This is a genomic window from Streptomyces sp. NPDC006208, assembly GCF_040613775.1.
In the GTDB taxonomy this organism is placed as follows: domain Bacteria; phylum Actinomycetota; class Actinomycetes; order Streptomycetales; family Streptomycetaceae; genus Streptomyces.
Map to the genome: position 1 here is coordinate 22,730 of NZ_JBEXSW010000027.1, position 25,760 is coordinate 48,489.

Annotated in this window: 24 protein-coding genes; 11 read left to right on the plus strand and 13 right to left on the minus strand. The window is 70.9% G+C overall.

What is annotated here, in order from left to right; translation table 11 throughout:
* Positions 1–7: 7 nt before the first annotated feature.
* The gene (locus ABZ208_RS22410; protein ID WP_356911221.1) at positions 8–1,336 is read left to right on the plus strand and encodes an LLM class flavin-dependent oxidoreductase; all 1,329 of its coding nucleotides are present in this window, start codon (positions 8–10) and stop codon (positions 1,334–1,336) included.
* Between the two features lie 52 nt (positions 1,337–1,388).
* Complete coding sequence (locus tag ABZ208_RS22415) at positions 1,389–2,285, plus strand: TauD/TfdA family dioxygenase (protein ID WP_356911222.1); 897 nt, start codon at positions 1,389–1,391, stop codon at positions 2,283–2,285.
* A gap of 77 nt (positions 2,286–2,362) precedes the next feature.
* Here ABZ208_RS22415 and ABZ208_RS22420 read toward each other — a convergent pair whose 3' ends face one another.
* Together ABZ208_RS22420 and ABZ208_RS22425 are read right to left on the minus strand one after the other, a co-directional pair.
* Complete coding sequence (locus tag ABZ208_RS22420) at positions 2,363–2,995, minus strand: LAETG motif-containing sortase-dependent surface protein (protein WP_356911223.1); 633 nt, start codon at positions 2,993–2,995, stop codon at positions 2,363–2,365.
* 117 nt (positions 2,996–3,112) lie between these two features.
* Positions 3,113–3,604, minus strand: a complete 492-nt coding sequence (locus ABZ208_RS22425; RefSeq protein ID WP_356911224.1) for a DUF6328 family protein — start codon at positions 3,602–3,604, stop codon at positions 3,113–3,115.
* Positions 3,605–3,671: 67 nt separating this feature from the next.
* Here ABZ208_RS22425 and ABZ208_RS22430 point away from each other — a divergent pair, with 67 nt between their 5' ends.
* Positions 3,672–3,842, plus strand: coding sequence for a hydrophobic protein (locus tag ABZ208_RS22430; RefSeq protein WP_328403874.1), 171 nt, complete (start codon positions 3,672–3,674; stop codon positions 3,840–3,842).
* Positions 3,843–3,971: 129 nt separating this feature from the next.
* Here the strand turns inward: ABZ208_RS22430 and ABZ208_RS22435 are convergent, their stop codons facing one another.
* On the minus strand, positions 3,972–5,834 hold the full coding sequence (locus ABZ208_RS22435) for a transketolase (RefSeq protein WP_356911225.1): 1,863 nt from the start codon (positions 5,832–5,834) through the stop codon (positions 3,972–3,974).
* Positions 5,835–5,963: 129 nt separating this feature from the next.
* Positions 5,964–6,191 (minus strand): DUF6458 family protein, encoded by a 228-nt coding sequence (locus tag ABZ208_RS22440; protein ID WP_356911226.1) that lies wholly within the window; start codon positions 6,189–6,191, stop codon positions 5,964–5,966.
* A 198-nt stretch (positions 6,192–6,389) separates the two neighbouring features.
* Here ABZ208_RS22440 and ABZ208_RS22445 point away from each other — a divergent pair, with 198 nt between their 5' ends.
* The 4 genes from ABZ208_RS22445 (at position 6,390) to ABZ208_RS22460 (ending at position 12,246) form a co-directional block, all read left to right on the plus strand.
* Positions 6,390–8,273: a methylmalonyl-CoA mutase family protein gene (locus ABZ208_RS22445; RefSeq protein ID WP_356911227.1), complete on the plus strand. Its 1,884-nt coding sequence runs from the start codon at positions 6,390–6,392 to the stop codon at positions 8,271–8,273.
* Entirely contained in the window at positions 8,273–10,480 is a 2,208-nt protein-coding gene (gene scpA, locus ABZ208_RS22450; RefSeq protein WP_356911228.1) for a methylmalonyl-CoA mutase, read from the plus strand. The genes ABZ208_RS22445 and scpA overlap by 1 nt, the downstream gene beginning before the upstream one ends.
* 4 nt (positions 10,481–10,484) lie before the next feature.
* Positions 10,485–11,483 (plus strand): methylmalonyl Co-A mutase-associated GTPase MeaB, encoded by a 999-nt coding sequence (gene meaB, locus ABZ208_RS22455; RefSeq protein ID WP_356911229.1) that lies wholly within the window; start codon positions 10,485–10,487, stop codon positions 11,481–11,483.
* A gap of 205 nt (positions 11,484–11,688) precedes the next feature.
* A complete protein-coding gene (locus ABZ208_RS22460; RefSeq protein WP_356911230.1) occupies positions 11,689–12,246 on the plus strand; it encodes a type 1 glutamine amidotransferase domain-containing protein in 558 nt (185 codons plus the stop codon).
* 27 nt (positions 12,247–12,273) lie between these two features.
* Here the strand turns inward: ABZ208_RS22460 and ABZ208_RS22465 are convergent, their stop codons facing one another.
* Entirely contained in the window at positions 12,274–12,531 is a 258-nt protein-coding gene (locus tag ABZ208_RS22465; protein WP_356911231.1) for a DUF6158 family protein, read from the minus strand.
* 104 nt (positions 12,532–12,635) lie between these two features.
* Here ABZ208_RS22465 and ABZ208_RS22470 point away from each other — a divergent pair, with 104 nt between their 5' ends.
* Entirely contained in the window at positions 12,636–13,760 is a 1,125-nt protein-coding gene (locus tag ABZ208_RS22470; protein ID WP_356911232.1) for a Vms1/Ankzf1 family peptidyl-tRNA hydrolase, read from the plus strand.
* Between the two features lie 378 nt (positions 13,761–14,138).
* Here the strand turns inward: ABZ208_RS22470 and ABZ208_RS22475 are convergent, their stop codons facing one another.
* Complete coding sequence (locus ABZ208_RS22475; RefSeq protein ID WP_356911233.1) at positions 14,139–14,462, minus strand: plasmid stabilization protein; 324 nt, start codon at positions 14,460–14,462, stop codon at positions 14,139–14,141.
* 163 nt (positions 14,463–14,625) lie between these two features.
* On the opposite strand from ABZ208_RS22475, the gene ABZ208_RS22480 reads away from it, so the two are divergent.
* Positions 14,626–16,887 (plus strand): SpoIIE family protein phosphatase, encoded by a 2,262-nt coding sequence (locus tag ABZ208_RS22480; RefSeq protein WP_356911234.1) that lies wholly within the window; start codon positions 14,626–14,628, stop codon positions 16,885–16,887.
* Positions 16,888–17,325: 438 nt separating this feature from the next.
* On the opposite strand, the gene ABZ208_RS22485 is transcribed toward ABZ208_RS22480, so the two are convergent.
* The 3 genes from ABZ208_RS22485 to ABZ208_RS22495 form a co-directional block, all read right to left on the minus strand.
* Entirely contained in the window at positions 17,326–17,499 is a 174-nt protein-coding gene (locus ABZ208_RS22485; protein ID WP_356911235.1) for a hypothetical protein, read from the minus strand.
* Between the two features lie 49 nt (positions 17,500–17,548).
* Positions 17,549–20,503, minus strand: a complete 2,955-nt coding sequence (locus ABZ208_RS22490) for a HAMP domain-containing protein (RefSeq protein WP_356911236.1) — start codon at positions 20,501–20,503, stop codon at positions 17,549–17,551.
* Between the two features lie 92 nt (positions 20,504–20,595).
* The gene (locus ABZ208_RS22495) at positions 20,596–20,949 is read right to left on the minus strand and encodes an ATP-binding protein (RefSeq protein WP_356911237.1); all 354 of its coding nucleotides are present in this window, start codon (positions 20,947–20,949) and stop codon (positions 20,596–20,598) included.
* 204 nt (positions 20,950–21,153) lie between these two features.
* Here ABZ208_RS22495 and ABZ208_RS22500 point away from each other — a divergent pair, with 204 nt between their 5' ends.
* Positions 21,154–22,068, plus strand: coding sequence for a SigB/SigF/SigG family RNA polymerase sigma factor (locus tag ABZ208_RS22500; protein WP_356911238.1), 915 nt, complete (start codon positions 21,154–21,156; stop codon positions 22,066–22,068).
* 129 nt (positions 22,069–22,197) lie between these two features.
* On the opposite strand, the gene ABZ208_RS22505 is transcribed toward ABZ208_RS22500, so the two are convergent.
* The gene (locus tag ABZ208_RS22505) at positions 22,198–22,626 is read right to left on the minus strand and encodes an ATP-binding protein (protein WP_356911239.1); all 429 of its coding nucleotides are present in this window, start codon (positions 22,624–22,626) and stop codon (positions 22,198–22,200) included.
* 12 nt (positions 22,627–22,638) lie between these two features.
* Positions 22,639–23,019, minus strand: coding sequence for an STAS domain-containing protein (locus ABZ208_RS22510; RefSeq protein ID WP_356911292.1), 381 nt, complete (start codon positions 23,017–23,019; stop codon positions 22,639–22,641).
* 323 nt (positions 23,020–23,342) lie between these two features.
* Between ABZ208_RS22510 and ABZ208_RS22515 the strand changes: the two genes are divergently transcribed.
* Positions 23,343–24,143, plus strand: coding sequence for a SigB/SigF/SigG family RNA polymerase sigma factor (locus tag ABZ208_RS22515; protein WP_356911240.1), 801 nt, complete (start codon positions 23,343–23,345; stop codon positions 24,141–24,143).
* 40 nt (positions 24,144–24,183) lie between these two features.
* Here ABZ208_RS22515 and ABZ208_RS22520 read toward each other — a convergent pair whose 3' ends face one another.
* The gene (locus ABZ208_RS22520; RefSeq protein WP_356911241.1) at positions 24,184–25,392 is read right to left on the minus strand and encodes an aromatic acid exporter family protein; all 1,209 of its coding nucleotides are present in this window, start codon (positions 25,390–25,392) and stop codon (positions 24,184–24,186) included.
* Positions 25,393–25,464: 72 nt separating this feature from the next.
* Positions 25,465–25,734 carry a DUF5133 domain-containing protein gene (locus ABZ208_RS22525; RefSeq protein WP_328403839.1) on the minus strand — a complete coding sequence of 90 codons (270 nt, stop codon included), beginning with the start codon at positions 25,732–25,734 and terminating at the stop codon, positions 25,465–25,467.
* Between the last annotated feature and the right edge of the window lie 26 nt (positions 25,735–25,760).

Here is a 25,760-nt window from a genome sequence, read left to right on the forward strand (position 1 = left end):
CCAGCCCATGTCCGCCGACACCCCACGGCAGTTCCATCTCAACGCGTTCCTGATGAACGCGGGCCACCACGACGCCGCCTGGCGCCACCCGCGCACCCAGCCCGAGCGGATCACCGATCTGTCGTACTTCCAGGAGCTCGCGCGCACCGCGGAGCGCGGCAGACTCGACTCGCTGTTCCTCGCGGACGGCGTCGCCCTGTGGGGCAATGCCCGCTACAACGCGGTCGGCGGGTTCGAGCCGCTGACCCTGCTGTCCGCGCTGGCCGTGGCGACCGAGCACATCGGTCTGATCGCGACGGTCTCCACCACGTTCAACGAACCCTTCCATGTGGCCCGGAAGTTCGCCTCGCTCGACCATCTCAGCGGCGGCCGGGCCGGCTGGAACATCGTCACCTCGGGCAATGTGGCCGAGGCGCGCAACTTCGGCCGCGAGGAGCACCTGGAGCACTCGCTGCGCTACGAACGGGCCACCGAGTTCCTCGACGTGACGCGCGCCCTGTGGGACAGCTGGCGGGACGACGCGGCCGTCATCGACCGCGAGCGCGGTGTCTACGCCGAGGAGGACGCGGTCCGTGCGATCGAGCACCGCGGCGACCACTTCCGGGTCGACGGTCCGCTCAATGTGCCGCGCTCACCGCAGGGCCATCCACTGCTGGTGCAGGCCGGATCGTCGGAGGACGGGAAGGAGTTCGCGGCTCGGTACGCGGAGGCGGTGTTCACCGCCCAGCAGACGCTCGCCGACGGGCAGACCTTCTACAAGGACCTGAAGTCGCGCCTGGCGAAGTACGGCCGCACGGCGGACCAGTTGAAGATCCTGCCGGGGATCTGCCCTGTCATCGGAGGCACCGAGGCCGAGGCCCGGGCGCTCGAGGACGAGCTGACCGATCTGCAGGTCCCCGCGTACGGTCTGCAGCAGCTTTCCGGGATGCTCGGCACCGATCTGTCCGGTCTGCCGCTGGATGGGCCGCTGCCCGAGCTCCCCGAGGAGCGCGACATCAACGGCAACAAGTCCCGGTTCACGCTCGTGGCTGAGCTGGCCCGGCGCGAGAGCCTGACCATCCGCGAGCTGATCGCCCGGCTCGGCGGCGGCCGCGGGCACCGGGTGTTCGCGGGTACGCCGGAGCAGATCGCCGACCAGCTCGAGGAGTGGTTCACCCAGGGTGCGGCGGACGGCTTCAACATCATGCCGCCGTATCTGCCCGGCGGCCTCGACGACTTCGTCGACCATGTCGTGCCACTGCTGCAGCGGCGGGGACTGTTCCGCACCGAGTACGCGGGGCGCACGCTGCGCGACCGCTACGGCCTCGAGCGGCCCGCCGGCCGCTCGGCCGCCTGATTCCGCCCGGCTTCCCGTTCACCGGTTCCATCCGAAGAGAGGCAGCATTCCCATGACCAGTACCGGTTTCGACATCCGCCGCGTCGGCGGCCGTATCGGCGCGGAGGTCCTCGGCGTCGACATCTCCACCGACCTCGACCCAGCCATCGTCTCGGAGATCAACGCGGCTCTGCTCGAGCACAAGGCGCTCTTCTTCCGCGGCCAGCAGCTCGACGACGCCGCGCAGATCCGCTTCGCCTCGCTCTTCGGCGAGCTGACGACGGCGCATCCCACGGTTCCTTCGGTGGACGGTCAGCCGCACATCCTGCCCGTCGACGGTGACGAGGGCATCCGTGCCAATCAGTGGCACACGGATGTCACGTTCGTCAGGACCCCGCCCAAGGCGTCCACGCTGCGCAGCCTTGTCGTCCCGCCGTACGGCGGGAACACGCTGATCGCCAACTCCGCGGCCGCCTACCGGGATCTGCCGGACGCGGTGCGTGAGCTGGCAGACCGGTTGCGGGCCGTGCACACCAACGCCTACGACTACGCGGAGCCGAAGTCCGAGAAGGCGGCCGAGCACCGTCGGCGGTTCGTGTCCACGAGGTACCGCACCGAGCACCCGGTGGTGCGGGTGCACCCCGAATCGGGTGAGAGGGGTCTGTTCATCGGCGGCTTCGCACAGTCGCTGGTGGGGCTCTCGCCTTCGGAGTCCCGTGACATCCTGCGCATCCTGCAGTCGTATGTGACCCGTCCGGAGAATGTGGTGCGCTGGACGTGGGCGCCGGGTGACCTGGTGCTGTTCGACAACCGCATCACGCAGCACTACGCGCCGGACGACTACGGCGACCTGCCGCGGCTGCTGCACCGGGTGACCGTCGCGGGTGATGTGCCGGTGGGTGTCGACGGGGAGACGAGCCGGGTTCTCGAGGGCGACGAGGCGGCGCACTACACGCCGACCGCGGCCTGACACGGCGTGGGGCGGGTGGGACACCTCTCGGTGTCCCACCCGCCCCACTCGTTACTGCGATGCGTCAGCGCTGGTTGTCAGCCCTGGGCGCTGCGGCGCTTGCGCGCGGCCCACATGATGCCGCCACCGGCCACGATGACGGCCGCGGCAGCACCGGCGATCAGCGGCGTGGCACTGGAGGAGCCGGTCTCGGCCAGGTCCGGCTCGTCGGGGCTCGGCTCGGCCGACGGCGTCGCGGTGGCGGGGGTGCTCGTGCTCGGCGTCGCCGTGGTGGGCGTGTCCGACGGGGTCGGAGTGGCGGTGGTGGGCGTGTCCGACGGGGTCGGGGTGGCGGACGGAGTCGGCGTCTCCTCCTCGCACACCGGAGCCGTCTTGGTCTCGTCACGCGAGAAACGGTCGCCGTCCTCGGCCTTCACGATGAGGCGGACGGACAGTTCCTTGTCGTGCTCGGGAAGTTCCAGCGTCTTGCTGAAGTCGTTCCCGAACGTCTCGGTGGGCAGCAGGTCCTTGCCGTCGACCGTGATGGTCACGGTGTTCTCGGTGTTGCGACCGTACGCCTTCAGCTCCACGTTGACCTCGTCGCAGGTCACGTTCCACACGGGGGTGTGCGCCAGGGCCGGAGCGGCCGACAGGCCGACGCCGAGCGCACCGACGGTCGCGGCGGCTATGAGGGCCCCCGAACGCCGCCACGATCTTTTGACTTGAGTCACTGCTTTCCTCCACGAATTCGCGCACCACCCAACGGGCGGTGCGCGCACCCTACCGCCGACGCACCACGGGTCAACATCCGCCCCACGACTCGTAATGCAGCAGTTGGCTCAATCGCGTCATTCGCGGTCGGAATGGGTGATGCGAACCCAGGCCGGCAGCAGGAACCAGCACAGGACGAACCACACCACCATGCCGACGACCAGCCACGTCGCGGTCGTATCGGCGATGGCCACGCGCAGGATCAGCAGCAGTGCCGAGGCCATGGTGCACAGCAGGAGGATCAGTCCCAACTGGGTCAGCCGCGAGGCCCAGTCGACGGTCTGGGGCTTGAGCCGGCGCCCCGTGAGCAGCCGGTGGAACGACACCGGGCCGATGAGCGCACCGGTTGTCGCCGCTCCGAGCATCACCGTGACGGTGTAGATCGTCCGGTCGGTGTCGGACAGTTCCACGAAGCGCGGCTGGAAGACCACGGTGAGCAGGAATCCGAACAGGATCTGCACACCGGTCTGCGCGACGCGCAGTTCCTGGAGGAGATCGCCCCAGCGGCGGTCCGCCCGCTCCTCCTCCGTCTCGTCGCGTCCACGGTCGGGGCGCTTGTCTCCATCCATCGCGTGTTCCTCCCGTCGGTGCGTGCTGCGGCGAATCCGGGGCAGCCGCAGTGTGGAGGTGCAAATCATGGTTCCTATCCTGCTTGTTCTCCTCCTGGCTGTCGTCCTGTTCGGCGCCGGGTTCGCCTTGAAGGCCCTGTGGTGGATCGCCCTGATCGTGCTGGCGATCTGGCTCCTCGGGTTCCTGATGCGGAGCACGACAGCCGCGGGCGGACGGTCCCGCTGGTACCGGTGGTAGCGGTGCCGCGAGCGGCCGACCCACCGGTCGGCCGTTCTGCACGGCGGCGGCCGACGGGCTCCGGGCCCGTCGGCCGCCGCCGTGCGTTCACCTCCACGGTGCGCCGCCCGCCTCGCACCCCGTCAGTGGTCATCGGCTGACCATCGCCTCCCCGACCAGCAGCCTCAGGGCCGCTGCGATCGACTCGGCGTCGATACCGGCCAGGTGGAGCTGCTCGGCGGGCGTCGCCGACGCCGGGATGACACGTACGCCGAGACGTACCAGCCTCGGCATCGGGCGGCCGTCGGCGAACGCCTCCGCCACGGCGTCACCCACTCCGCCCTCGACGCGGTGGTCCTCGACCGTCATCAGGCATCCGGTGTCGTCGGCCGCCTCCTGAAGTGTCCGCGCGTCCACGGGTTTGACCGAGTACAGGTCGATCACCCTTACGGCGATGCCCTCCCCGGCCAGCAGGTCGGCCGCGCGCAGCGCCTCGTGCACCGTCACGCCGGCGGCCACCACGCACACCTGGTCGTGCCCGGAGCTGCGGAGCACCTTCGAGCCGCCGGCCCGGAAGGCGTCGCCCGCTGAGTAGAGGACGGGCGTGTCGCCACGAGTGGTGCGCAGATAGCTGACGCCGGGCAGGTCGGCCATGGCGGCGACGAGAGCGGCCGTGGAGGTCGCGTCGCAGGGGTAGAACACGGTGCTGCCGGGCACAGCACGGAACATGGCCAGGTCCTCGAGGCCCATCTGGGACGGGCCGTCCTCGCCGATGGCGACACCCGCGTGCGATCCCACCACGTTGATGTCCGCCCGGCTGACGGCCGCCATACGGATGAAGTCATGGGCGCGGGTCAGGAACGCGGCGAAGGAGGCGGCGAAGGGGACATAGCCCCTGGCCTGCAGCCCCACCGACGCGGCCACCAACTGCTGTTCGGCGATGTAGCACTGGAAGTAGCGGCCGGGATGTTTCTCGGCGAAGTATTCGGTACGGGTCGAATCGCCGACCTCGGCGTCCAGTGCCACGACATCGGTGCGTGCGGAGCCGAGCGCGGCGAGCGCCTTCCCGTAGGCCGTACGGGTGGCGACCTGGTCGCCGACACGGAAGACCGGCAGGGTCAGCGGGCCGTCGGGCTGTGCGCCGAGCACCCGTGCGGTGGGCGGCTCCTGGACCGCCACCCGGGCCGACCTGATGCCGCCGAGCTCCTGTATCGCTGCCTCCGCGTCGGGCAGGGGTTTGCCGTGGTGGCCTTCGCGGTCCGCCACGTCGGCCACGCCGTGTCCCTTCTCGGTGCGGGCGAGGATCGCGGTGGGCCGGCCGATCTCGGAGACGGCCTCGGTGAGCGCGGCGTCGATCTCTCCGATGTCGTGGCCGTCGATCTGAACGGTGTGCCAGCCGAAAGCCTGCAGCCGGCGGGCGTAGGCGTCGAGGTCCCGGCCCAGGCGGGTGGGACCGCGCTGGCCGAGCCGGTTGACATCGACGATCAGCGTCAGATTCTCCAGATGCTCGTACGCGGCGTGCTCGACGGCCTCCCAGACGGAGCCCTCCGCCATCTCGCTGTCGCCCGCGAGCACCCATACCCGGCAGGGGATCCGGTCGAGCTTCTTCCCGGCCAGCGCCATGCCCACGCCGATCGGCAGGCCCTGGCCCAGCGACCCGGTGGCCACGTCGACCCAGGGCAGCCGCGGGGTGGGATGGCCTTCCAGGCGACTGCCCTGGTGACGGAAAGTGAGCAGTTCATCGTCGTCGATGACTCCCGCCGCCCGGTACAGGGCGTACAGCAGCGGTGAGGCATGGCCTTTGGAGAAGATCAGCCGGTCGTTGCCGGGCAGATCCGGCCGGTCGAAGTCGTAGCGCAGATGGCGCGCGAGGAGTACGGCGGCGATGTCCGCGGCGGACATGGACGAGGTCGGGTGCCCGGAGCCCGCGGCGTCGGCGGCGCGGACCGCGTCCACCCGCAACTGCTGGCCCAGTTCCGCCAGTTGTTCGTCCTTCGGTGATTGCGATGTCATCTCACGCTCCTTGGGGGAAACACCCGGATTTCGGGCGGTGGAGCGCTGTCCGGGTGCCCCCGGACCCGGCGGCCAAACCGCGGTGGTGCCGTGCCGCAGGGCGGGACCTGTCAGGTGAGGTGGGGCCGCTCAGGTGTAGGGGTGCTGATTCCGCTGTTCATCGACGACGGGCGTCGACGGGGGCACGATGACGCGCCGCCGTTTGGCGATGCTGGTGAAGGTGGCGACGCCTATGAGACCGACGGCCATCAGAATCATGCCGATGACATCGAGGTTGGCGCCCTTCACCTCCCAGTCGGTGGCGAACGTGAGGATCGCCCCGGCGGCGATCAGGATGATGCATCCGCCCAGACCCATGTGACTCACCCATTTCTCTCGGTTGTTTCTCTCGGTCGGCTGGTCCGGTTCGGGTACCCGCCCCAGGTACGGACATGCGGGTCGGCACGGGGGCGTCGGTAGGGCACCGGGTGCAAAGGATCAAGTGCGGACCGGAGAGGGCAAGGTCACAGGCCTTTCCCCTGCTGCACCTTTGGGAGCGTGTCCTAGCATCTGAGCATGACGGTCCTCCCCGATGACGGGTTTTCTTTGGCCGCCGAGTTCCCGGATGCGACCCATGAACAGTGGCAGCGCCTGGTCGAAGGCGTGCTGCGCAAGACAGGTAAGGACGCCCAGGGCTCGGCGGCCGAGGATGTACTCTCCACGGCTCTCGAGGACGGGCTCGTCGCCCGTCCCCTGTACACCACTCGCGACAACGCTCAAGGCTCCGGTTTCCCCGGTTTCGCCCCCTTCACCCGGGGCGGCAAACCCGAGGGCGCCGCGGTGTCCGGCTGGGACGTGCGCCAGCGCCATGACCGGTCGGATCCGGTGCGCACCAACGAAGCGGTGCTGAGCGACCTGGAGAACGGGGCCGCCTCGGTCTGGCTGGCCGTAGGCGAGGCCGGCGTGCCCGTCGACGCGATCGGCACCGCCCTCGACGGTGTGTACCTCGACCTGGCTCCGGTCGTGCTCGACGCGGGCAGCGAATTCGCTGCGGCCGCCAAGGAGTTGCTGCGCCTGTACGAGGAGCGTGGCATCGCGCCCGAGGCCGCGCTCGGCAGTCTCGGCGCGGACCCCCTGGGCCACGCCGCGCGCACCGGCCGGTACGGGAACCTGGCGGCGGAGCTGGCCTCGGCCACCGAACTGGCCGTGCTGTGCGACCGCACCTACCCGGGCGTCCGGGCCATCGCGGTCGACGCGCTGCCGTACCACGAGGCCGGTGCCTCGGCCGCCCAGGAGCTTGGCTGCTCGCTGGCGAGCGGTGTGGCCTGGCTGCGCGAGCTGACCGCGGCCGGTCTGAGCGTGGAGGCGGCCTGCGGACAGCTGGAGTTCCGGTACGCGGCGAGCGCCGACCAGTTCCTGACGATCGCGAAGCTGCGCGCGGCGCGCCGGCTGTGGTCCCGGGTCGCCGAGGTGTGCGGCGCCGAGCCCGCCGCCGGTGCCCAGCGCCAGCACGCGGTGACGTCGGCGGTGATGATGACCCGCCGCGACCCCTGGGTGAACATGCTGCGCACCACGGTGGCCTCGCTGGCCGCAGGTGTGGGCGGCGCCGACGCGGTGACCGTGCTGCCGTTCGACCACGCGCTGGGGCTGCCGGACGCGTTCGCGCGCCGGATCGCCCGCAACACCTCGACGATTCTGCTCGAGGAGTCGCATCTGGGCCGTGTCATCGACCCGGCGGGCGGCTCCTGGTACGTGGAGCAGCTGACCGACGAACTCGCGCACGCGGCCTGGCAGTGGTTCCAGGAGATCGAGCAAGCGGGCGGTCAGTCCGCGGCGCTGCAGAGCGGTCTGATCGCGCAACGGCTCGGCGCCACGTGGGAGAGCCGCAGCAAGAACCTGGCCAAGCGCCGCGAACCGGTCACGGGCGTCAGCGAGTTCCCGTTGCTGGCCCAGACGCCGGTGGAGCGCGACCCTGCCCCGGCGCTGCCGGACGGAGGCCTGCCCAGGGTGCGCCGAGACGAGGCGTTCGAGGCACTGCGGGCCCGCTCGGACGCGCATCTGGCCGCGACCGGGACCCGGCCGCGGGTGTTCCTTGCCGCGCTGGGGCCGGCGGCCGCGCACACCGCGCGGGTGACGTTCGCCGCCAATCTGTTCCAGGCCGGCGGCATCGAGCCGGTGCACGAACCGGTCTCCGTGGATGCGGCGAGTGCCGCGCAGGCGTTCAAGGACAGCGGGGCCGCGGTGGCGTGCATCTGCTCCAGCGACGCGCTGTACGCGGAGCAGGCCGGGCCGGTCGCCGAGGCCCTGAAGTCGGCGGGCGCGCAGCGGGTGTTCCTCGCCGGGCGTCCCGGCGAGCAGCGAGAGACGTACGAAAGAGCCGGGGTCGACGAGTTCGTCGTCGCGGGCGGCGACGCGGTCGCCGTGCTGACCTCGGTCCTCGACCGGATCGGAGTGGCGTGATGGGCATCCCGGATTTCACGGGGATCGAACTGGGCCCGGGCGCCGTGGCCGGCGTGAGCGAGGACCAGTGGCGCAGTGCCGTCAAGGAGTCCGCGGGCCAGGACGACGCCGACCTGGTGTGGGAGACCCCGGAGGGCATCCCGGTCAAGCCGCTGTACACCGAGCGGGACCTGGAAGGCCTCGACTTCCTGCGGACGTACCCCGGAGTGGCGCCGTATCTGCGCGGCCCGTACCCGACGATGTACGTCAACCAGCCCTGGACGATCCGTCAGTACGCGGGCTTCTCCACGGCCGAGGAGTCGAACGCCTTCTACCGCCGTAATCTCGCGGCCGGCCAGAAGGGGCTGTCGGTCGCGTTCGACCTGCCGACGCACCGCGGGTACGACAGCGACCACCCGCGGGTGACCGGCGATGTCGGCATGGCGGGTGTGGCGATCGACTCGATCTACGACATGCGCCAGCTGTTCGACGGGATTCCGCTGGACAAGATGAGCGTGTCGATGACGATGAACGGCGCGGTGCTGCCCGTGCTCGCGCTGTACATCGTGGCCGCCGAGGAGCAGGGCGTACCGCCCGAGAAGCTGGCCGGGACCATCCAGAACGACATCCTCAAGGAGTTCATGGTCCGCAACACCTACATCTATCCGCCAGGCCCCTCGATGCGGATCATCTCGGACATCTTCGCGTACACCTCGCAGAAGATGCCCCGCTACAACTCCATCTCCATCTCCGGCTACCACATCCAGGAGGCCGGAGCGACCGCCGACCTGGAGCTCGCGTACACGCTGGCCGACGGCATGGAGTATCTGCGGGCGGGCATCGAGGCCGGCCTGGACGTGGACTCGTTCGCACCGCGGCTGTCGTTCTTCTGGGCGATCGGCATGAACTTCTTCATGGAGGTCGCCAAGCTGCGGGCGGCGCGGCTGCTGTGGGCGAAGCTGGTGAAGAAGTTCGACCCGAAGAGCCCCAAGTCGCTGTCCCTGCGCACCCATTCGCAGACCTCCGGCTGGTCGCTGACGGCGCAGGACGTCTTCAACAACGTCACCCGCACCTGCGTCGAGGCGATGGCCGCGACGCAGGGACACACGCAGTCGCTGCACACCAACGCCCTGGACGAGGCGCTCGCGCTGCCCACCGACTTCTCGGCACGTATCGCCCGCAACACCCAGCTGCTGCTGCAGCAGGAGTCGGGCACCTGCCGGGTCATCGACCCGTGGGGCGGCAGCGCGTACGTCGAGAAGCTCACGCACGATCTGGCCCGCCGCGCCTGGCAGCACATCGAGGAGGTCGAGGCCGCCGGCGGCATGGCCAAGGCCATCGACGCCGGTATCCCCAAGCTCCGGGTGGAGGAGGCCGCGGCCCGTACACAGGCCCGTATCGACTCCGGCCGCCAGCCGGTGATCGGAGTCAACAAGTACCGGGTGGACAGCGACGAGCAGATCGAGGTGCTCAAGGTCGAGAACTCCCAGGTGCGGGCCCAGCAGGTGGAGAAGCTGCGGCGGCTGCGGGCCGAGCGCGACGAGGCCGTCTGCCAGGACGCCCTGCGCGCCCTGACCGCGGCGGCCGAGGCCGGTGCCGCCAAGGGCGGCAGCCTGGAGGGCAATCTGCTGGCGCTGGCGGTCGACGCGGCGCGCGCGATGGCGACCGTCGGTGAGATCTCGGACGCACTGGAGACGGTGTACGGCCGGCACTCGGGCCAGATCCGTACGATCTCCGGCGTGTACCGCAACGAAGCTGGGGAGTCGCCTTCCGTGGACCGCACCCGCGCGCTGGTCGACGAGTTCGAGCAGGCCGAGGGCCGCAGGCCGCGCATCCTGGTCGCCAAGATGGGCCAGGACGGTCATGACCGTGGCCAGAAGGTGATCGCCACCGCCTTCGCCGACCTCGGCTTCGACGTCGACGTCGGCCCGCTGTTCCAGACGCCGGCCGAGGTGGCCCGCCAGGCGGTGGAGGCCGATGTGCACATCGTCGGCGTCTCGTCGCTGGCCGCGGGGCATCTGACGCTGGTGCCCGCGCTGCGCGAGCAGCTGGCGGCCGAAGGGCGCGAGGACATCATGATCGTCGTCGGCGGCGTGATCCCGCCGCAGGACGTCCCCACCCTGCGGGAGATGGGCGCGGCAGCGGTCTTCCCGCCGGGCACGGTGATCCCGGACGCTGCCCGGGACCTTGTGCGGACCCTGGCAGGCTCGCTCGGCCACGAGCTGTAGGCCCATGCCACCGAAGATCGACATCGACGCCTATGTGAAGGGCGTACGTGAGGGGTCGCGGGCGTACATCGCCCGCGCCGTCACGCTCGTGGAGTCCACCCGTCCCGACCATCGCGTGCTCGCGCAGCAGCTGCTCACACAGCTGCTGCCGTACTCGGGGACGGCGCGGCGGGTGGGCATCAGCGGGGTGCCCGGGGTCGGCAAGTCCACGTTCATCGACGCGCTCGGGACGATGCTCACCGGACTCGGCCACCGGGTGGCCGTGCTGGCCGTCGACCCGTCGTCCACCCGCACGGGCGGGTCCATCCTGGGGGACAAGACCCGGATGGAACGCCTCGCGGTGGACCCGGCGGCGTTCGTACGGCCCTCCCCCAGCGCGGGCACACTCGGCGGCGTGGCCAAGGCGACCCGCGAGACGATCATCGTGATGGAGGCCGGCGGCTACGACGTGGTGCTGGTGGAGACGGTCGGCGTCGGCCAGTCGGAGACCACGGTCGCCGGCATGGTGGACTCCTTCCTGCTGCTCAGCCTCGCCCGCACCGGGGACCAGCTCCAGGGCATCAAGAAGGGCGTGCTGGAACTCGCCGACGTGATCGCGGTGAACAAGGCGGACGGCCCGCATGAGCGCGACGCCCGCTCCGCGGCCCGCGAACTGGCCGGTGCGCTGCGGCTGATGCATCCGGCGGACGCCGCCTGGACTCCGCCCGTGCTGTCCTGCAGCGCGCGGGAGAGCACCGGACTCGACGTGGTGTGGGAGCGGCTGGAGCAGCACCGCAAGGTGCTCGACTCGACCGGGCGGCTGGCGGCCAAACGGCGTGACCAGCAGATCGAGTGGACCTGGGCGATGGTCCACGACGCACTGCTCGACCGGCTGCGCCGCCACCCCGAGGTGCGCGATCTCGCCCCGCAGCTGGAACAGCGGGTGCGGGACGGCGTTCTGACGGCGACGCTCGCGGCCGAGCGCATCCTCGAGGCGTTCCGGCAACCGGACACTCCGCGCTGAAGGCGGGCCCGGGAAGGACGGGCTCGGGGCCGGACCGCCGTCCGGCCCCGAGCCCGTCCTGCGTTCGTCCCACGGCCGCTCGGCCGGTGCACCGGGTCCCCGCGCACGGCGCGCCCAAACCTTGGCGGGACGCCGTGTCGGCTGCGGTCAGCCGGGTACTCGGCTGCGACACCGACCGGTGCCGGAGCAACCGAGGAGCATGGCCATGCTGATCGCATTTCTGATGGCTCCCCAAGGGGTCGAACAGGTCGAGCTCACCGAGCCGTGGGAGGCGGTGACCGACGCCGGCGACAAGCCGCGGCTGCTGTCGACGAAGGCAGGTCGTATCCAGGCCTTCCACCATCTCGACAAGGCGGACACCTTCCCGGTCGACGAGGTGGTTGCCTCCGCGTCGGCCGACGAGTACGGCGCGCTGGTGCTGCCCGGCGGGCTGGCCAATCCGGACTCGTTGCGCATGGACCAGGACGCGGTCGCCTTCGTGCGCGCGTTCTTCGACGCGGGCAAGCCGGTCGCGGCGATCTGTCACGCCCCGTGGACGCTGGTGGAGGCCGATGTGGTGCGCGGCCGCACGCTGACGTCGTGGCCGAGCCTGCGCACCGACATCCGCAACGCCGGCGGCATGTGGGTGGACGAGCCGGTGCGGATCTGCACCGCCGCCCCTGGCCCGCTGATCACCAGCCGGAAGCCGGGCGACCTCAAGGACTTCTGCGCGGCGCTCACCACCGAGTTCGCCAGGGCGGCCGCCGAGATGGCGAGCCGCTGAACGGCACCACCTCACCGGTGTCGCCGCTCATGCCTCACCCGACTCGCACTCCCTGGTCCGCGCGCCGGAGCGGGTGCGGCCGGAGGCGACGGGGCGCTGAGGATGGCGCCGCAGGTACTCGGCCTCGAGTTCGGCCATTCGGACGTTGTGCGCGGCGAGCGCGGAGTCCGAGCCGTACAGCAGAGTGTCATGACGGCTGCGGTGGATGTTCTGCAGTTCACGCAGCAGATCCGGCTCATCGAGCCGTTCCGGGTCGACGCCCCGGTGCCCCTCGGTCTCCTTCACGGCGACCGTCCCCTTTCCGTGTCCGTGTCCCGGCCGTGGTGTGTGGCCGATGACCTTGTGGGTACCCGCTGGGCACGCGATACCCGGCCTTCTTGGAGGACGTCATGCGACTGTCGTTCCTCAACACTCTCTACGAACGGCCCGGCCCATGGGCCAGCGTCCACCTCGATACCGGCCGTACCGCCGAGTCCACCCCGGCACGGCGAGAGCTGCAAGCCCGCGAGGCGTGCGGCGCGCTGCGCAGGCAGGGAGCCGACGAAGCGACCGGACAGGCGGTGTACGAAGCCCTGACCGGGGAGCCAGGCCCGGCGGGCGGGGCCGGACGTGCGGTCTTCGCCGCGGGCGGCCAGGTCGTGCTCGACCGGCCGCTGGCCACCGCCCCGCCGATCGCGGTGGACACCCGCTGGTCGGCACTGCCGAGAGTCGCTCCACTGCTGGATCTCGCCGCGCAGGAGCCGGTGTGCCTGGTTGCGTACATCGACCGCATCGGCGCGGACCTCGAGGTGCGTACCCCGCTCGGCCGCACGTCCGCGGGGCAGGCGCAGGGCCTGGACTGGCCGGTCCACCGCGCCGGACGCGACGAGCTGTCGGACAGCCATTTCCAGCGGAGCGTCGAGAACACCTGGGAGCACAACGCCGAGGAGGTGGCGAAGGCGATTGTCAAGTGTCAGGAAGAGGCCCATGCCGATGTGATCGTGCTGGCCGGCGATGTCCGGGAGCGCCGGTCGGTGCACCGCAGGCTGCCCGCCGGGCTGCAGGACCGCGTCGTCGAGTCCGGGCACGGGGGCCGCGCCGAAGGTGCCTCCGCCAAGCTGCTGGACGAGGACGTGAAGCGTGCGGCTGAGGAGCATGTGCGCGGGAGCGCCGCAGCCGGGCTGGACCGCTTCCGTTCCGCGCACGAGACCGCGGCGGAGGGGGTGCGCCCGCTCGTGGATGCGGCCCGGGAGCACCGGATCGCCGAGTTGTTCGTCTGCCCGGAGGGCGGGGACACCCACCGCGAGGTGTGGGTGGGTCCGGAGCCCGACCAGGTGGCTGTGCGCCGTTCCGACGCCCATTACCTCGGTGAGATGCATCCGTCGTCCGCGCGTGCGGATGATGCGCTGCTGCGCTCGGCGGCGATGACCGGTGCGCCGGCCCAGGTGGTGCACATCGACGGCGTGGGGTCCGTGCCGGCCGGCGGTCTCGGCGCGCTGCTGCGCTGGCCCTATCACGACGGTGAGCACCAGTGAGCGTCTGGCACCCGAGACCGGGCCCACGCTGGTGATGACGCGGGTGCGCTGCTGGAGGCACACGGACGCAGCTCGCCGACCGGGCGGGGAGCGCGGTTGCGAGGCACCCGGCAGCCGCTGTACCGGCCGCTCGTCCTGTCCGGAGCGCCTGCGGGCCAGACAACCGCGCTCCCCGCCGGTGGGCTGTCGGGATCAATGGCCCCGGCTCGTCCTGTCCTACCGGCCGGTTGACCGGTCGACCGGCCGCGTCCGCAGCGCCACCGCGCTCGCAGCCCCCCGCGCGCTCCACAACGCCGGGCCGCGCAGCCCCGGGGCGATGGCCGCGCCCCCGGCACCGGCGACGCCCGGGATCCGGTGCCGTCTGTGCCGCGGGCGAGATCAGTGGCCCAGCTTGTCCTTGAGCTCGGCCTTGTTCATGGAGGAGCGGCCGTGCAGATTGCGGCGCTGTGCCTCGGCGTACAGCTGGTCGTAGGTGGGTCCCTGAGCGCCGCTGTGCGAGCGCTTGCCGCCGCGCCGTGACGACGACATGTCCTCGATGGAGCTCTTACTGGCCGTACGGGACTCCCCGGAGCGGGCGCGTTCCTTGTTCACCGTCCGCGCGGCGATCTCCTTCGCCCGCTCCGTGCTCTCTCCGCGCTCCTCGGCGCTCTCCTTGATGTGCTCGTACTGGCGTTCCCTCTTCGGGCTCGATCCGCGAGGCATGACCGCTCCTTCGGCTGTCCGGGGCCGCGTGGCGGCGAATCGTGTGTGCGGGTACCCGGCAGCCTCGCCACCACTCGTCCTCCCCCGGGCCCGCGTAAAATCCAGACCGGGCGCGATCGCACAGTGGTCGCCTTGACTGCTCGGGATGGGAGTGGTCGTGGTCATGCCTGCCCCGGAGCCTTGGGGACCGAGCGGCGAGACATCCGCCTTCGCCGCCCGGCTGGCCGACGAGAACACCGCCCTGCGCGAGGAACTGAGGCGCCGGCATCTGACCGATCTGGCCGCCGGCGTTCTGGCGGCCCAGCTCGGCGCCACGCCCGCCGAGGCCGCCGAGCACCTGGCCCGTCTGGCCGAGTCGGCCAACGTGACCCGCGAGGACATCGCCGCGGACATCGTGAACGCCGTCGCGGGCACCACCGCCGTCACGGCGCCACCCCCCGCCACGGAAGACGCGGCATCCGCCATCAGTGCCCGGCGGGTACGGCAGGTCATCACGGCGGCGGAGACGGACCCCACCGTGAACCAGGGCGCGGCCACCCTGCTGGACGGCGGCCTGCGACCGCTGGGCGTGCAGAGTCTGTGGCTCTGGGCACTGACCGGATCGGGCTGCCTCCGGCTCGCGGGACACGCCGGAGTCGGCGCCCTGGAGGCAGCACAGTGGCAGTGGATTCCGCCGTCCGCTCCCCCACCGTTCCGCTCGGCGCTGGTGGACGGGTCACCGGTGTGGCTGCCGGACGGAGCCCCCGACGGCGACCGGCTTCCCGGCCCGTCGCCGTGGGCGGCCCGCGGTTTCGTCCCGCTGCGGCTGCGCGGTTCGACCGTGGGTCTGGCGCTGGCCGTCTGGCCGGACCGTGCCGAACTCGACGACAGGGTCCGCGGCGCGGTCGCCGGGCTGGTCGACGTCGCGGCAAGGGTGCTGGGCGCCGAGCGGATCCCGCCCACCGATCAGCCCGCTCTCGACGATCTCCTCGACACCCTGGCGTACCCGGCGATGGTGCTCCGCCGTGACCCGGACACCTCGGGGCTGACCGTCGAGCACGTCAACGCGGCCGCCTCCGAGGCGCTGGAAGGTGCGCACCGGGTGGTTGGCCGGCCCCTCGAAGCCGCCTTCCCCCTGATCCATCGCGATCTCGCGGCGATGTCGCGGCGGGCCCGATATGCACCGTCCGCGCAGCATGCGGCGCGGCTGCCCGCGGAGCACCGGCCCGACGGACTCGATCCGCTGCTGGATGTGCGGGTCCTGGCCTCGGGGCCCGACCGGACCGTCGTCCTGTGGCACACCTCGAGCCATCCCCGTACGGCCGTCGGCCGCGCAGTGGGCCGGCTGCAGGGACTCGCACTGTTCGAGGACGATCTGACCACGGGGCGCTCGCGCTGGAGCGAGCAGACCTATGCGATCTTCGGGATGGCCCGGGACGCGAAACCGGTCCCGCTCACCGCACTGGGCCCGCGGGTGCATCCGGAGGACGCGGACGATCTCGCCGAACTGCTCGCGGATCTCACCGAACGCCGCAAGGGCTCGTCGGCGATCCTGCGGATGAGCCGGGACGACGGTGGTCAGCGTCATGTCCGCATCGCCGCCGAGCCGTTGCTGAGCGGTTCGGTGCTGACCGGGATCGCGGGGGTGTACCAGGACGTCTCCGCGGAGTACCACACCGAGGTCGCGCTGACCGCGACGTTCGACCAGCTCACCGCGGTACGGGCGCAGGCGACGCTGCGGCACCGGCTGGTGCTGCAGCTCCAGCAGGCGATCGTGCCGGAGATTCCCTCGTTGCAGAAGCTGCCGGGGCTCGGGGCGGCGGCACGCTACCGGCCGGCGGCGCACGAGTACCGCGTCGGGGGCGACTGGTACGACGTACTGCCCCTGCCCGGCGGCAAGGTGCTGGTGGCGGTCGGCGACATCGCCGGGCACGGCATCGACGCGGCCACCGGCATGGTCGCCCTGCGCAATGCGCTGCGCGGTCTGGCGTTCACCGGGCACTCGTCGGCCCGGCTGATGGGGTGGCTGAACGAGGTGACGCTGAACGCGCCGGGGTACCTCACGGCCACGGCCGTCTGCGCCCTGTACGAGCCGGAGGACCGGACGCTGCGGTGGGCCAGCGCCGGCCATCTGCCGCCGCTTCTGCTGCGGGGCGGCAGGGCTCGGCTCCTGGAACCACCGCCCGATGTGCTGCTGGGCGCCCAGCCCGGTCATGCGTACCGTGAGACGGTCACCCGGCTGGTGCCCGGCGACACTCTGCTGCTGTACACGGACGGCCTGATCGAGCGCCGCCACGGCGGTCTGGACGAGGGCCTGGACGCGCTGCGCCGCACGGCGGAACAGCTGGGCCACTGCGACGTGGACGAACAGGTCGACCGGCTGCTGAGCGCGGCGACCGGCGACACGGACGACGACACGAGCCTGATCGCCGTACGCGTCCCCTGAGGCGGCGGCCGGCGGGCCGCGGACGAGGTCCCCGGCAACGGCCAGGACCCTACGTCCGGAACGTGCCCGGCTCGCGTGCTCCGGCTTCCCCACAGCCTTCGGCACGGGAGCCTGTCCCCCCATAGCCTCCGGGCGCGGGCGGCTCCCGGCGCCGGACCCCGTTCGCCGATCCGGCCTGAGCCGGAAGAAGGGTCCTAGTAGGTCCTGTCCGGGGGATCTCGTCGGGCCCGCGACGACAGCTACGGCACCTCGCTGTGTCGTCGGAGTCGCCCGAGTACGAGGGCGATCTCCCCCGGCCTCCGGCCGGGCGGTGCCCCTACCGCCTTGCGATGCTTCCCCTCGGCCCTGGCGGCCTGGGGAGACCCCACGCCTCGGCCCTGGCGGGCCCCCACGCACCTGACGCCGCAGGCCGATCCGCGAAGATCGCCCGGACAGGGCCTAGCGGGCGTGCCTGCCGTGGCGAGGCGCCGACTTCAGTGCCGCTTCCTCGGCCCGGCCCTCCTGCAGCAGGCGGCGGCCCTCCTGCTTCATCCGTTCGTTGTCCAGGACTCGTCCGTCGGCCTCGAGCCTCATGCCCCTCAGCTGCTTCAGCTTGGCCTTCGCCATACCCATGTGTGTGCTCCTTTCCTCCTGTTGGTGTTCAGGTACGCCGGCGTGCGGCTCATCGTCCGCGCGCCAGCCACATGCGGATCTTCGCCAGCAGATGGTCCGCGTCCACCGGCTTGGCGACGTAGTCGTCCGCGCCTTCGGCCAGTGCCTCGGCCCGGTCGCCGGGCATCGCCTTGGCCGTGACCACGATGATCGGGACGTTCGCCCCGTGGGGGAGCTGTCTGATGGCCTGCATGGCGGCGTAGCCGTCCATGCCCGCCATCATCACGTCCATCACGACGAGATCGACCTCGTCGTGCCCTTCGAGCACGGCGATGCCCGCCCTGCCGTTGTCGGCCTGCAGCACCGTCATTCCCTCGCGCTGGAGGATCTCGGTGAGCGCGAAGACATTGCGCCTGTCGTCGTCGACCACGAGGACGGTGTGTCCGCGCGCCGATTCCTCCACCTGGGGTACTGCGGCGGGCTGCCGTTGCACCGTCTCGCGCAGGATGTGCTCAGCGGGCGTACTGCCCCGCCGCTCCACCGGCAGATAGAGCGTGAAGCTGCTGCCGCGCCCCGGTGTGCTCTCGGCCTCGATCACGCCGCCGAGGAGCCGCGCCACCTCGCGGCTGATGGAGAGCCCGAGCCCGGTGCCGCCGTATTGGCGTGATGTGGTGCTGTCGCCCTGCTGGAAGGCGCCGAACATGCTCTCCAGGCGGTCGGGCGGGATGCCGATGCCGGTGTCGAGGACCCGGAAGGCGACCACCGGTCCCACGTCCTGCAACGCCGTCGGCAACTCGTGCTGTGCGGCGGCCCCGGCCCTCAGTTCCACCCATCCCTCGTCGGTGAACTTCAGTGCGTTGGACACCAGATTGCGCAGTACCTGACGCAGCCGGGACTCGTCGGTGGTGAGCCGCTGCGGGGTGCCCGTTTCCGTGATCACCTCGAACGACAGCTCCCGCTCGGTCGCCACGGGCCGGAAGGTCGCCTCTACGTACTCCATGAGGTCGGCGAGCGAGAACGCCTCGGGGTGGATGGCCATCTTGCCGGCCTCGACCTTGGACAGGTCCAGGATGTCGTTGATGAGCTGGAGCAGGTCGGACCCGGCCGAGTGGATCACTTCGGCGTAGTCGACCTGCTTCTCCGTCAGATTGCCCTCGAGATTCTGGGCGAGCAGCTGGGCGAGGATCAGCAGACTGTTGAGCGGAGTGCGCAGCTCATGGCTCATGTTGGCCAGGAACTCCGACTTGTACATCGACGTGCGGGACAACTGCTGGGCCCGGGCCTCCAGTTCCTGGCGGGCCTGCTCGATCTCCAGGTTCTTGCGTTCGATGTCGCGGTTGCGGTCCGCGAGCAGCGCGGCCTTCTCCTTGAGTTCGGCGTTCGAGCGCTGCAACTCCTCCTGCCGTGCCTGCAGTTCCTTGGACCGGGTGCTGAGTTCGGCGGTCAGCCGCTGGGACTGGTCGAGCAGTTCGTCGGTGCGGGTATTGGCGATCAGTGTGCTGACATTGACTCCGAGGGTCTCGATGAACTGGTCGAGGAAGTCCCGGTGCACGACGGTCAGCGGGCTCACGGCCGCGAGCTCGACGACGCCCAGCACCTGGCCCTCCAGGACGACCGGGAGCACGATCAGGTGCCGGGGATCCACGCTGCCCGTGCCGGAGGAGACGGTCGCGTACCCGGGCGGCAGATCACGCACCTCGATGGCTCGGCGGCTGCGGGCGGCCTGGCCGATGAGGGACTGGCCGAGCCGGAAGCGGCGCGGGCCGGTGCCGGGGGCGTCGGGTGCGCCGTACGAGGCGATCATGACGAGTTCGACGCCCTGCTCCCCCTCCTCGGCGAGGAAGAAGCCGCCGTACTGTGCGGAGACCAGCGGCGGCAACTCGTCCATGATCAGTTCGGCGACCGCGGGCAGGCTCCTCGTCCCCTGGACGAGACCTGACATCCGGGCCAGATTGGTCTTGAGCCAGTCCTGTTCCTCGTTGGCGCGGATGGTCGCGCGCAGCGACTCGACCATCGCGTTGATGTTGTCCTTGAGGTCGCCCACCTCACCCGGGGCCTCGACGGTGATCGACCCGGTCAGGTCTCCCTCGGCGACGGCGCTGGTCACTTCGGCGATCGCGCGTACCTGCCGGGTCAGGTTCCCGGCCAGTTCGTTGACGTTCTCGGTCAGCCGTTTCCAGGTGCCGGAGACCCCTTCGACCTCGGCCTGGCCGCCGAGCCGGCCCTCGCTGCCGACCTCGCGCGCGACCCGGGTGACCTCGGCGGCGAACGACGACAGTTGCTCCACCATGGTGTTGATGGTGGTCTTCAGCTCGAGGATCTCACCCCGCGCGTCCACGTCGATCTTGCGGGTCAGATCGCCTCGGGCCACGGCCGTGGTGACCTGGGCGATGTTGCGGACCTGGTTGGTCAGGTTGTTCGCCATGAAATTGACGTTGTCCGTCAGGTCCTTCCAGGTGCCGGACACGCCCTGGACGGTTGCCTGGCCGCCGAGCTTTCCGTCGGTGCCGACCTCACGCGCCACCCGGGAGACCTCCTCGGCGAACGAGGACAGCCGGTCGACCATCGTATTGATGGTCTCCTTGAGCTCCAGGATCTCCCCGCGTGCGTCGACCCTGATCTTCCGGGTGAGGTCACCGCGGGCGACGGCGGTGGCGACCTGGGCGATCGCGCGGACCTGGGAGGTCAGATTGTCGGCCATGGTGTTGACGCCCGAGGTGAGCTCGTGCCACACGCCGCTCGCCCGGGGCTCGCGCGCCTGGCCGCCGAGCAGGCCCTGCCCGCCGACCTCGCTGGCGACCCGGGTGACCTCGGAGGTGACCACGGAGATCTGGTCCACCATCCCGTTGTAGATCGTGGCGATCTCGCCGAGCAGCCCCCCGGCGTCGGCGGCCAGGCGGACGGACAGGTCTCCGTCGCGTACGGCGGTGAGCCCGGCCAGAAGTTTGCGGAGCCCTTCCTCGCCCAGCTCGGCGGGCGGCGGCGCGCCCGGCTGAGGACCGGGCGGCGGGGCAGACACATCCATCGCAGACCTCGCGCTGTCGTGACTCGGGGTTTCTCCACTGTGGAACGCGGGTCAACGTGTCGCCATTCCGGGCGGCGCTGTACCTGTACCCCTCACTCCGGGATCACGACGACGAACCAGACCGCCTTGCCCCGACCCCTCGGGGCCCATCCCCATCCGGCGGAGAGCCTCTCCAGCAGGTACAGACCGTGCCCGGAAACCCTCGCTGCGCGGTGCGGGCCGCGCGGCCGAGGCCGCTTGTGGCTGGTGTCGCTGACCTGGACCCACAGCCGGCCCGGGGCCCGGTCGAGCCTGAGCTCGTACGGGCCTCCTCCGTGCTTGCACGCATTGGTGGCGATCTCGGACACGAGCAACAGTACGTCCGAGGTCAGCAGCCGTCCGGCAGGACCGGTGAGGGAGAACCACTCCTCCAGCACCTGACGCGTCAGATCACGGCAGCGGGCCACCGAGCCGGGCCCCTCCGCCAGGGGAAAGCGACGGGTCCGGGACGGCTGATGTCGCTGTCGCACCTGTCCCATAGGACTCGGATACCCCTGACGAGGGCTTCAAAGCGTGACAAAAGGGAATCACCAGAGACAGGAGCGCTCGCACGACGGTCCCGCTGCAGCCGACAGCGCCGGCCACTGTCTGCCGGAGGAGCCGATTGCACCATGCCCACCACCACTCACACCGCGTCCGTCCGCAGCGCCTCACAGAGGGCGCATGCAGTCCCGCCGGTGGACCTGCCGGAGATCCCCGATCCCCGCACCGTCTCCACCACGGACGCCCGGACACTGTCGGCGTGCCTGTTCAGGAGGCTGGCAGCGCTCGAGGAGGGCACCCCCGAACACCAGTACGTCCGCAACACCCTGGTCGAGCTCAACCTCAGCCTCGTCAAGTTCGCGGCCGTGCGCTTCGCGGGCCGCGCCGAGCCGATGGAGGACATCGTCCAGGTCGGCACGATCGGCCTCATCAAGGCGATCAACCGGTTCGACGTGGACCGCGAGGTCGAGTTCGCCTCGTTCGCGCTGCCGACCGTCATCGGCGAGATCAAGCGGTTCTTCCGGGACACCAGCTGGTCCGTCCGGGTCCCGCGGCGGCTCCAGGAGCTGCGGATCGACCTCGCCAAGGCGCTCGATGTGCTGGAGCAGGAACTGGGCCGCCGGCCGACGTCGGCCGAACTGGCGCGGTACCTGCAGGTCGACGAGGCCGAGGTCGTCCAGGGCGAGCAGGCGGCGAACGGGTACACGGCGCAGTCGCTCGATTCGTCGGCGACCGACGACGAGGCCCCGAGCGCGGTCGTACGCCGCCTCGGTGACGTCGATCCGGCGTTCGACATCGTGGACTCGGTGGCGGCGCTGAAGCCTCTGATCGCCGGGCTCGACGAGCGGGACCGGCTGATCCTGTCGCTGCGCTTCGGCGAGGAGCTGACGCAGTCGCAGATAGGGGAGCGGCTGGGCATCTCGCAGATGCATGTCTCACGGCTGCTGGCGCGAATTCTCACCACGCTGCGTGATGGGCTGATGGACGACACCCCGCCCGAGGGCCCCGCAGCGCCGTCCCGTGCGCCCGCCGGGACCCGGTAGACCCGTCGGTCGGCAGGCATCTCGGCCTGACTACAGCAGGTACGGGCTTCCGGTACGGCTCGGACGACCGGCCTCACGTACGGCCCGGAGTCCCGGTCACGTACAGCCCGGAGTCCGGTCACGTACGGCTCAGACCCTGCCCCCAGGTACGGGCACCTCCAGCCAGACCACCTTGCCCGTCCCCCGCGGCTCGGACCCCCAGGTGCGGGCCAGCCGGTCCATGATGATCAGTCCGTGCCCGCCAGGCTGCGAGAGGGCCCTCGGGGGGCGGTGCCTCGGCGGCGCGGGGCTGGCATCGGCCACCTCGATGCGCAGGCGTCCGCCGGACTGGTTGAGCGTCAGCTCCTGCGGGCCTCCCGCGTGCAGACACGCGTTGGTGACCACCTCGGACACGAGCAGCAGCACGTCCTCGACGACGACGTCCTCGTCACCGGACTTCGTCCAGCCCCAGTCGTCCAGGGCTTCGTGGGTGAAGTCGCGGCAACGGCTGACCGCCCCCTTCGTGCCGTACAGGGCAAGGCGCCGCGTCTGACCGTGCCCGCGGAGGATCGCGCTCATCGGCCTCCTCCGCTAACTCCGTGGCCCGTCGGCCAAGGCCTCGGACACGCCGTCGTACACCCGGAAGACGGCACGCGCTCCGGTGATGTCGAACATACGCGCCACCGGGGGGCGCAGGCCCGCCAGTTCGATGCGACCGCCCGATTCCCTCGCGGTCAGCCGTGCGTGCAGCAGGACGTTCAGACCGGTCGAATCACAGAACCCGAGCCTGCTGCAGTCGACCACGATCCGTTGGGCTCCGCCCTGCACCTGCCGCGCCAGAGCCTCACGCAGGGGCTCGGCCGTGTCGTGGTCGAGTTCGCCGCTCAGCTCGAGCACGACCGTCCCCTCATGCTGTCTCGTCTCCACATCGAACCGCTCTCCATCGGCGGCCTCTCCCCCCGGCCGGCTCATGGCTTCCGGGACCATCGGCTTCTGCCTCCTCGCCGTTCGCACCGGCACGCGTGCCGGCTCTCGACTGTTGCCCGTCCCGGCCGTCCCGGCCACCGCTGCCGACACGCCCGGCCGCGTGGTAGGTACCCGCTGCGGGCGCACCAATTCCTCCACCCCCGGATGTTTCTCGACCGGGGCTCCGGGCAGCCGCGTCATGTGCTTCGGACAGGAGGCGCGCCCACGGGAGCGGGAACTCCCCGGCGAGCGCTTTCCTGGCCCGTCCGTATCCCCGGTGAGGCTCGTCCTTCACCGGTACCCACACCATTTCGGGGAGCCGCGACATCATGCGCACGTCTTTGCACACGTCTGTGTCCGCCAAGCACCCGCACGACGACGCTCCTGACACCTCGGCCGCTTTCCGGAGGTTGGCCGCGATCCCTGACGGCCCCGAGCGGCAGCGGCTGCGCCAGGAGGTGGTCGCGGCGTGGCTGCCCATGGCGCGGCGCCTCGCGGCCAGGTTCCGCAACCGCGGCGAGTCCCTGGAGGACCTCCAGCAGGTCGCCGCCCTCGGGCTGGTCAAGGCCGTCGACCGCTACGACCCCTCCCGCGGCGCGTTCGAGAGCTTCGCCGTACCCACGGTCGTCGGCGAGGTCAAGCGCCACTTCCGCGACCACCTCTGGGCCCTTCATGTGCCGCGCCGGACCCAGGACCTGCGCAACCGTGTCCGCACCGCGCGCCAGGAACTCGCCACGACCATCCCCGGCCGTGCCCCCACCGTCCCCGAGATCGCGGAATCGGCGGGGCTCAGCGAAGAGGACGCGCGGGTGGGGCTCGAAGCACTGGAGACGTTCACCGCACTGTCCCTGGACGCCGAGGTGCCCGGGGCGGACGACGGCTACTCGCTCGGCGACACCCTCGGCGAGGCCGACCCCGCCATCGACGTGCTCGTCGACCGCGAGGCGGTCAAGCCCGGGCTTCGCAAGCTGCCGGAGCGGGAGCAGGACATCCTGTACATGCGCTTCTTCCGCGACATGACGCAGAGCAGCATCGCCGAGACCCTGGGAATCTCCCAGATGCATGTCTCCCGTCTGATCAGCCGCTGCTGCGATCAACTGCGCACCGAGGTGATGCGCGACGCCGCGTAGCGGACGCTGCACGGCTCCCCGATCCGCCCGCGGCCGCGCATCACGGGCGCCTGCCGAACGCTCGCTCGTGAAGCGCCGACAGCTGACGCCGCCGGGCTCTGCGCTCCCGGGTGCGGCGGTCGAGTTCCTCCATCAGGCGCCGGGTGCGGTGGTCCATGTCGAGCTCGTCGAGGATCCGGTCGATCTCGGTGAGCAGCGCGCCCTGCAACTGCCACTCGCGGGGGAGCCGCTGGATGTCCTGCAGGAGCAGCTCCGCCGCCCGGTCGCGGGCGGCGCGCGCCGCCATGAGCTCGCCGGCCAGCCGCGCCTCCGCGGCGTCGGCGCTCTCACTCGCCTGGGTGGTCACCAGGACGGCGAAGCTCACCAGTGTGTCGGCGACATGCTTCAGCAGTTCCTCGAGGGCGAGTCCGATCTCGTGCGGGAAGAGTTCCTCGTCCCGGCGGGCCTTCGCCAGGTCGGTGATGGTGCGGGCGAGCACGCGCACCACGACCATGCAGATCTCCAGGGTGTCGAGGCCGGTACGCAGCACGATGCGGTACAGAAGGCCTTCCTTCACCCGGGGGTTGAGCCGCAGGCTGTCCTCCGCCTGCCGCAGCGCGGCGTCGACGTCGGCGATCTCGTTGTCGAGCCGCCGTGCCTCGTGAAGCCGGGCTGCGGCCCGCTCGACCGGCGTCTCGCTGCTCAGTTCCTCACCGATGTGCAACAGCAGTTGCCGCATGCGGCGGCCGAGGTCCTCGATCGACTCGCCGGCGGCCTCCACCCAGACGGGCGGTACGAACAGCACGTTGAACAGGAGCCCGACCACGGCGCCGATCAGCGTCTCGAGCACCCGGTCCCAGGCCGTGTCCGCCACCTGGGTCACGCCGAGCACGAGCATGGCGCTGATCGCCACCTCCGGGACGAACTCGTCGACCCTCACCAGCCTCCCCACGACCAGGGAGGCGAGAATGACCAGCCCGAGGCTCCACCAGCTGAGCCCCACGAGCGCGCTGAAGGCGATGGCGATGATCACTCCGACGACCACGGAGTTGACCCGGCGGATGCCGGTCGTGAGCGTGGAGTACAGGGTGACCTGGACGACGAGGAGGGCCGTCAACGGCGCGGTGAGCGGGGCCGGTTCGCTGCTGAGCTGCAGGGCGACGACATAGGAGATCGTGGCCGCCGCCGTCGAGCGCACGGTCTGGACGACGGCCGGTTCCTTGGCCCGGCTGACGAAGTCGGCCACCGGTTCTCGCAACGCGGTGCGCACCTCGCTCCTTCCCGCGCAGGGGCGGCACGCCCCTCCTCGTACGGCTGGGGGCCGGCGGTGTACGGCCGCCGGTCAGCAACCGCCGGTCGGTGCGCTGTCGCGCACCGGCAGGACGGCGGACCGTACCGTCGCCCGTGCCGTGGGCCGCACACGACGGCCCACATACCGCTCGGCCGCGAGAACCGCCTCCCGGGCGGTGCGCTCGCACATGAGAATGCACAGCGTGTAGGCGGTGTCCTCGAAACGCCTGCGCGCGGGTTCGTCGTGCGGAGCGGTCAGCACGCGGTGCTCCTGTGCCCGGTAACGGGCGATCAGCCTGGTGACCACGCTGGCGTCGGGCATCAGCATCATGTGTACTCCCGGTGTCT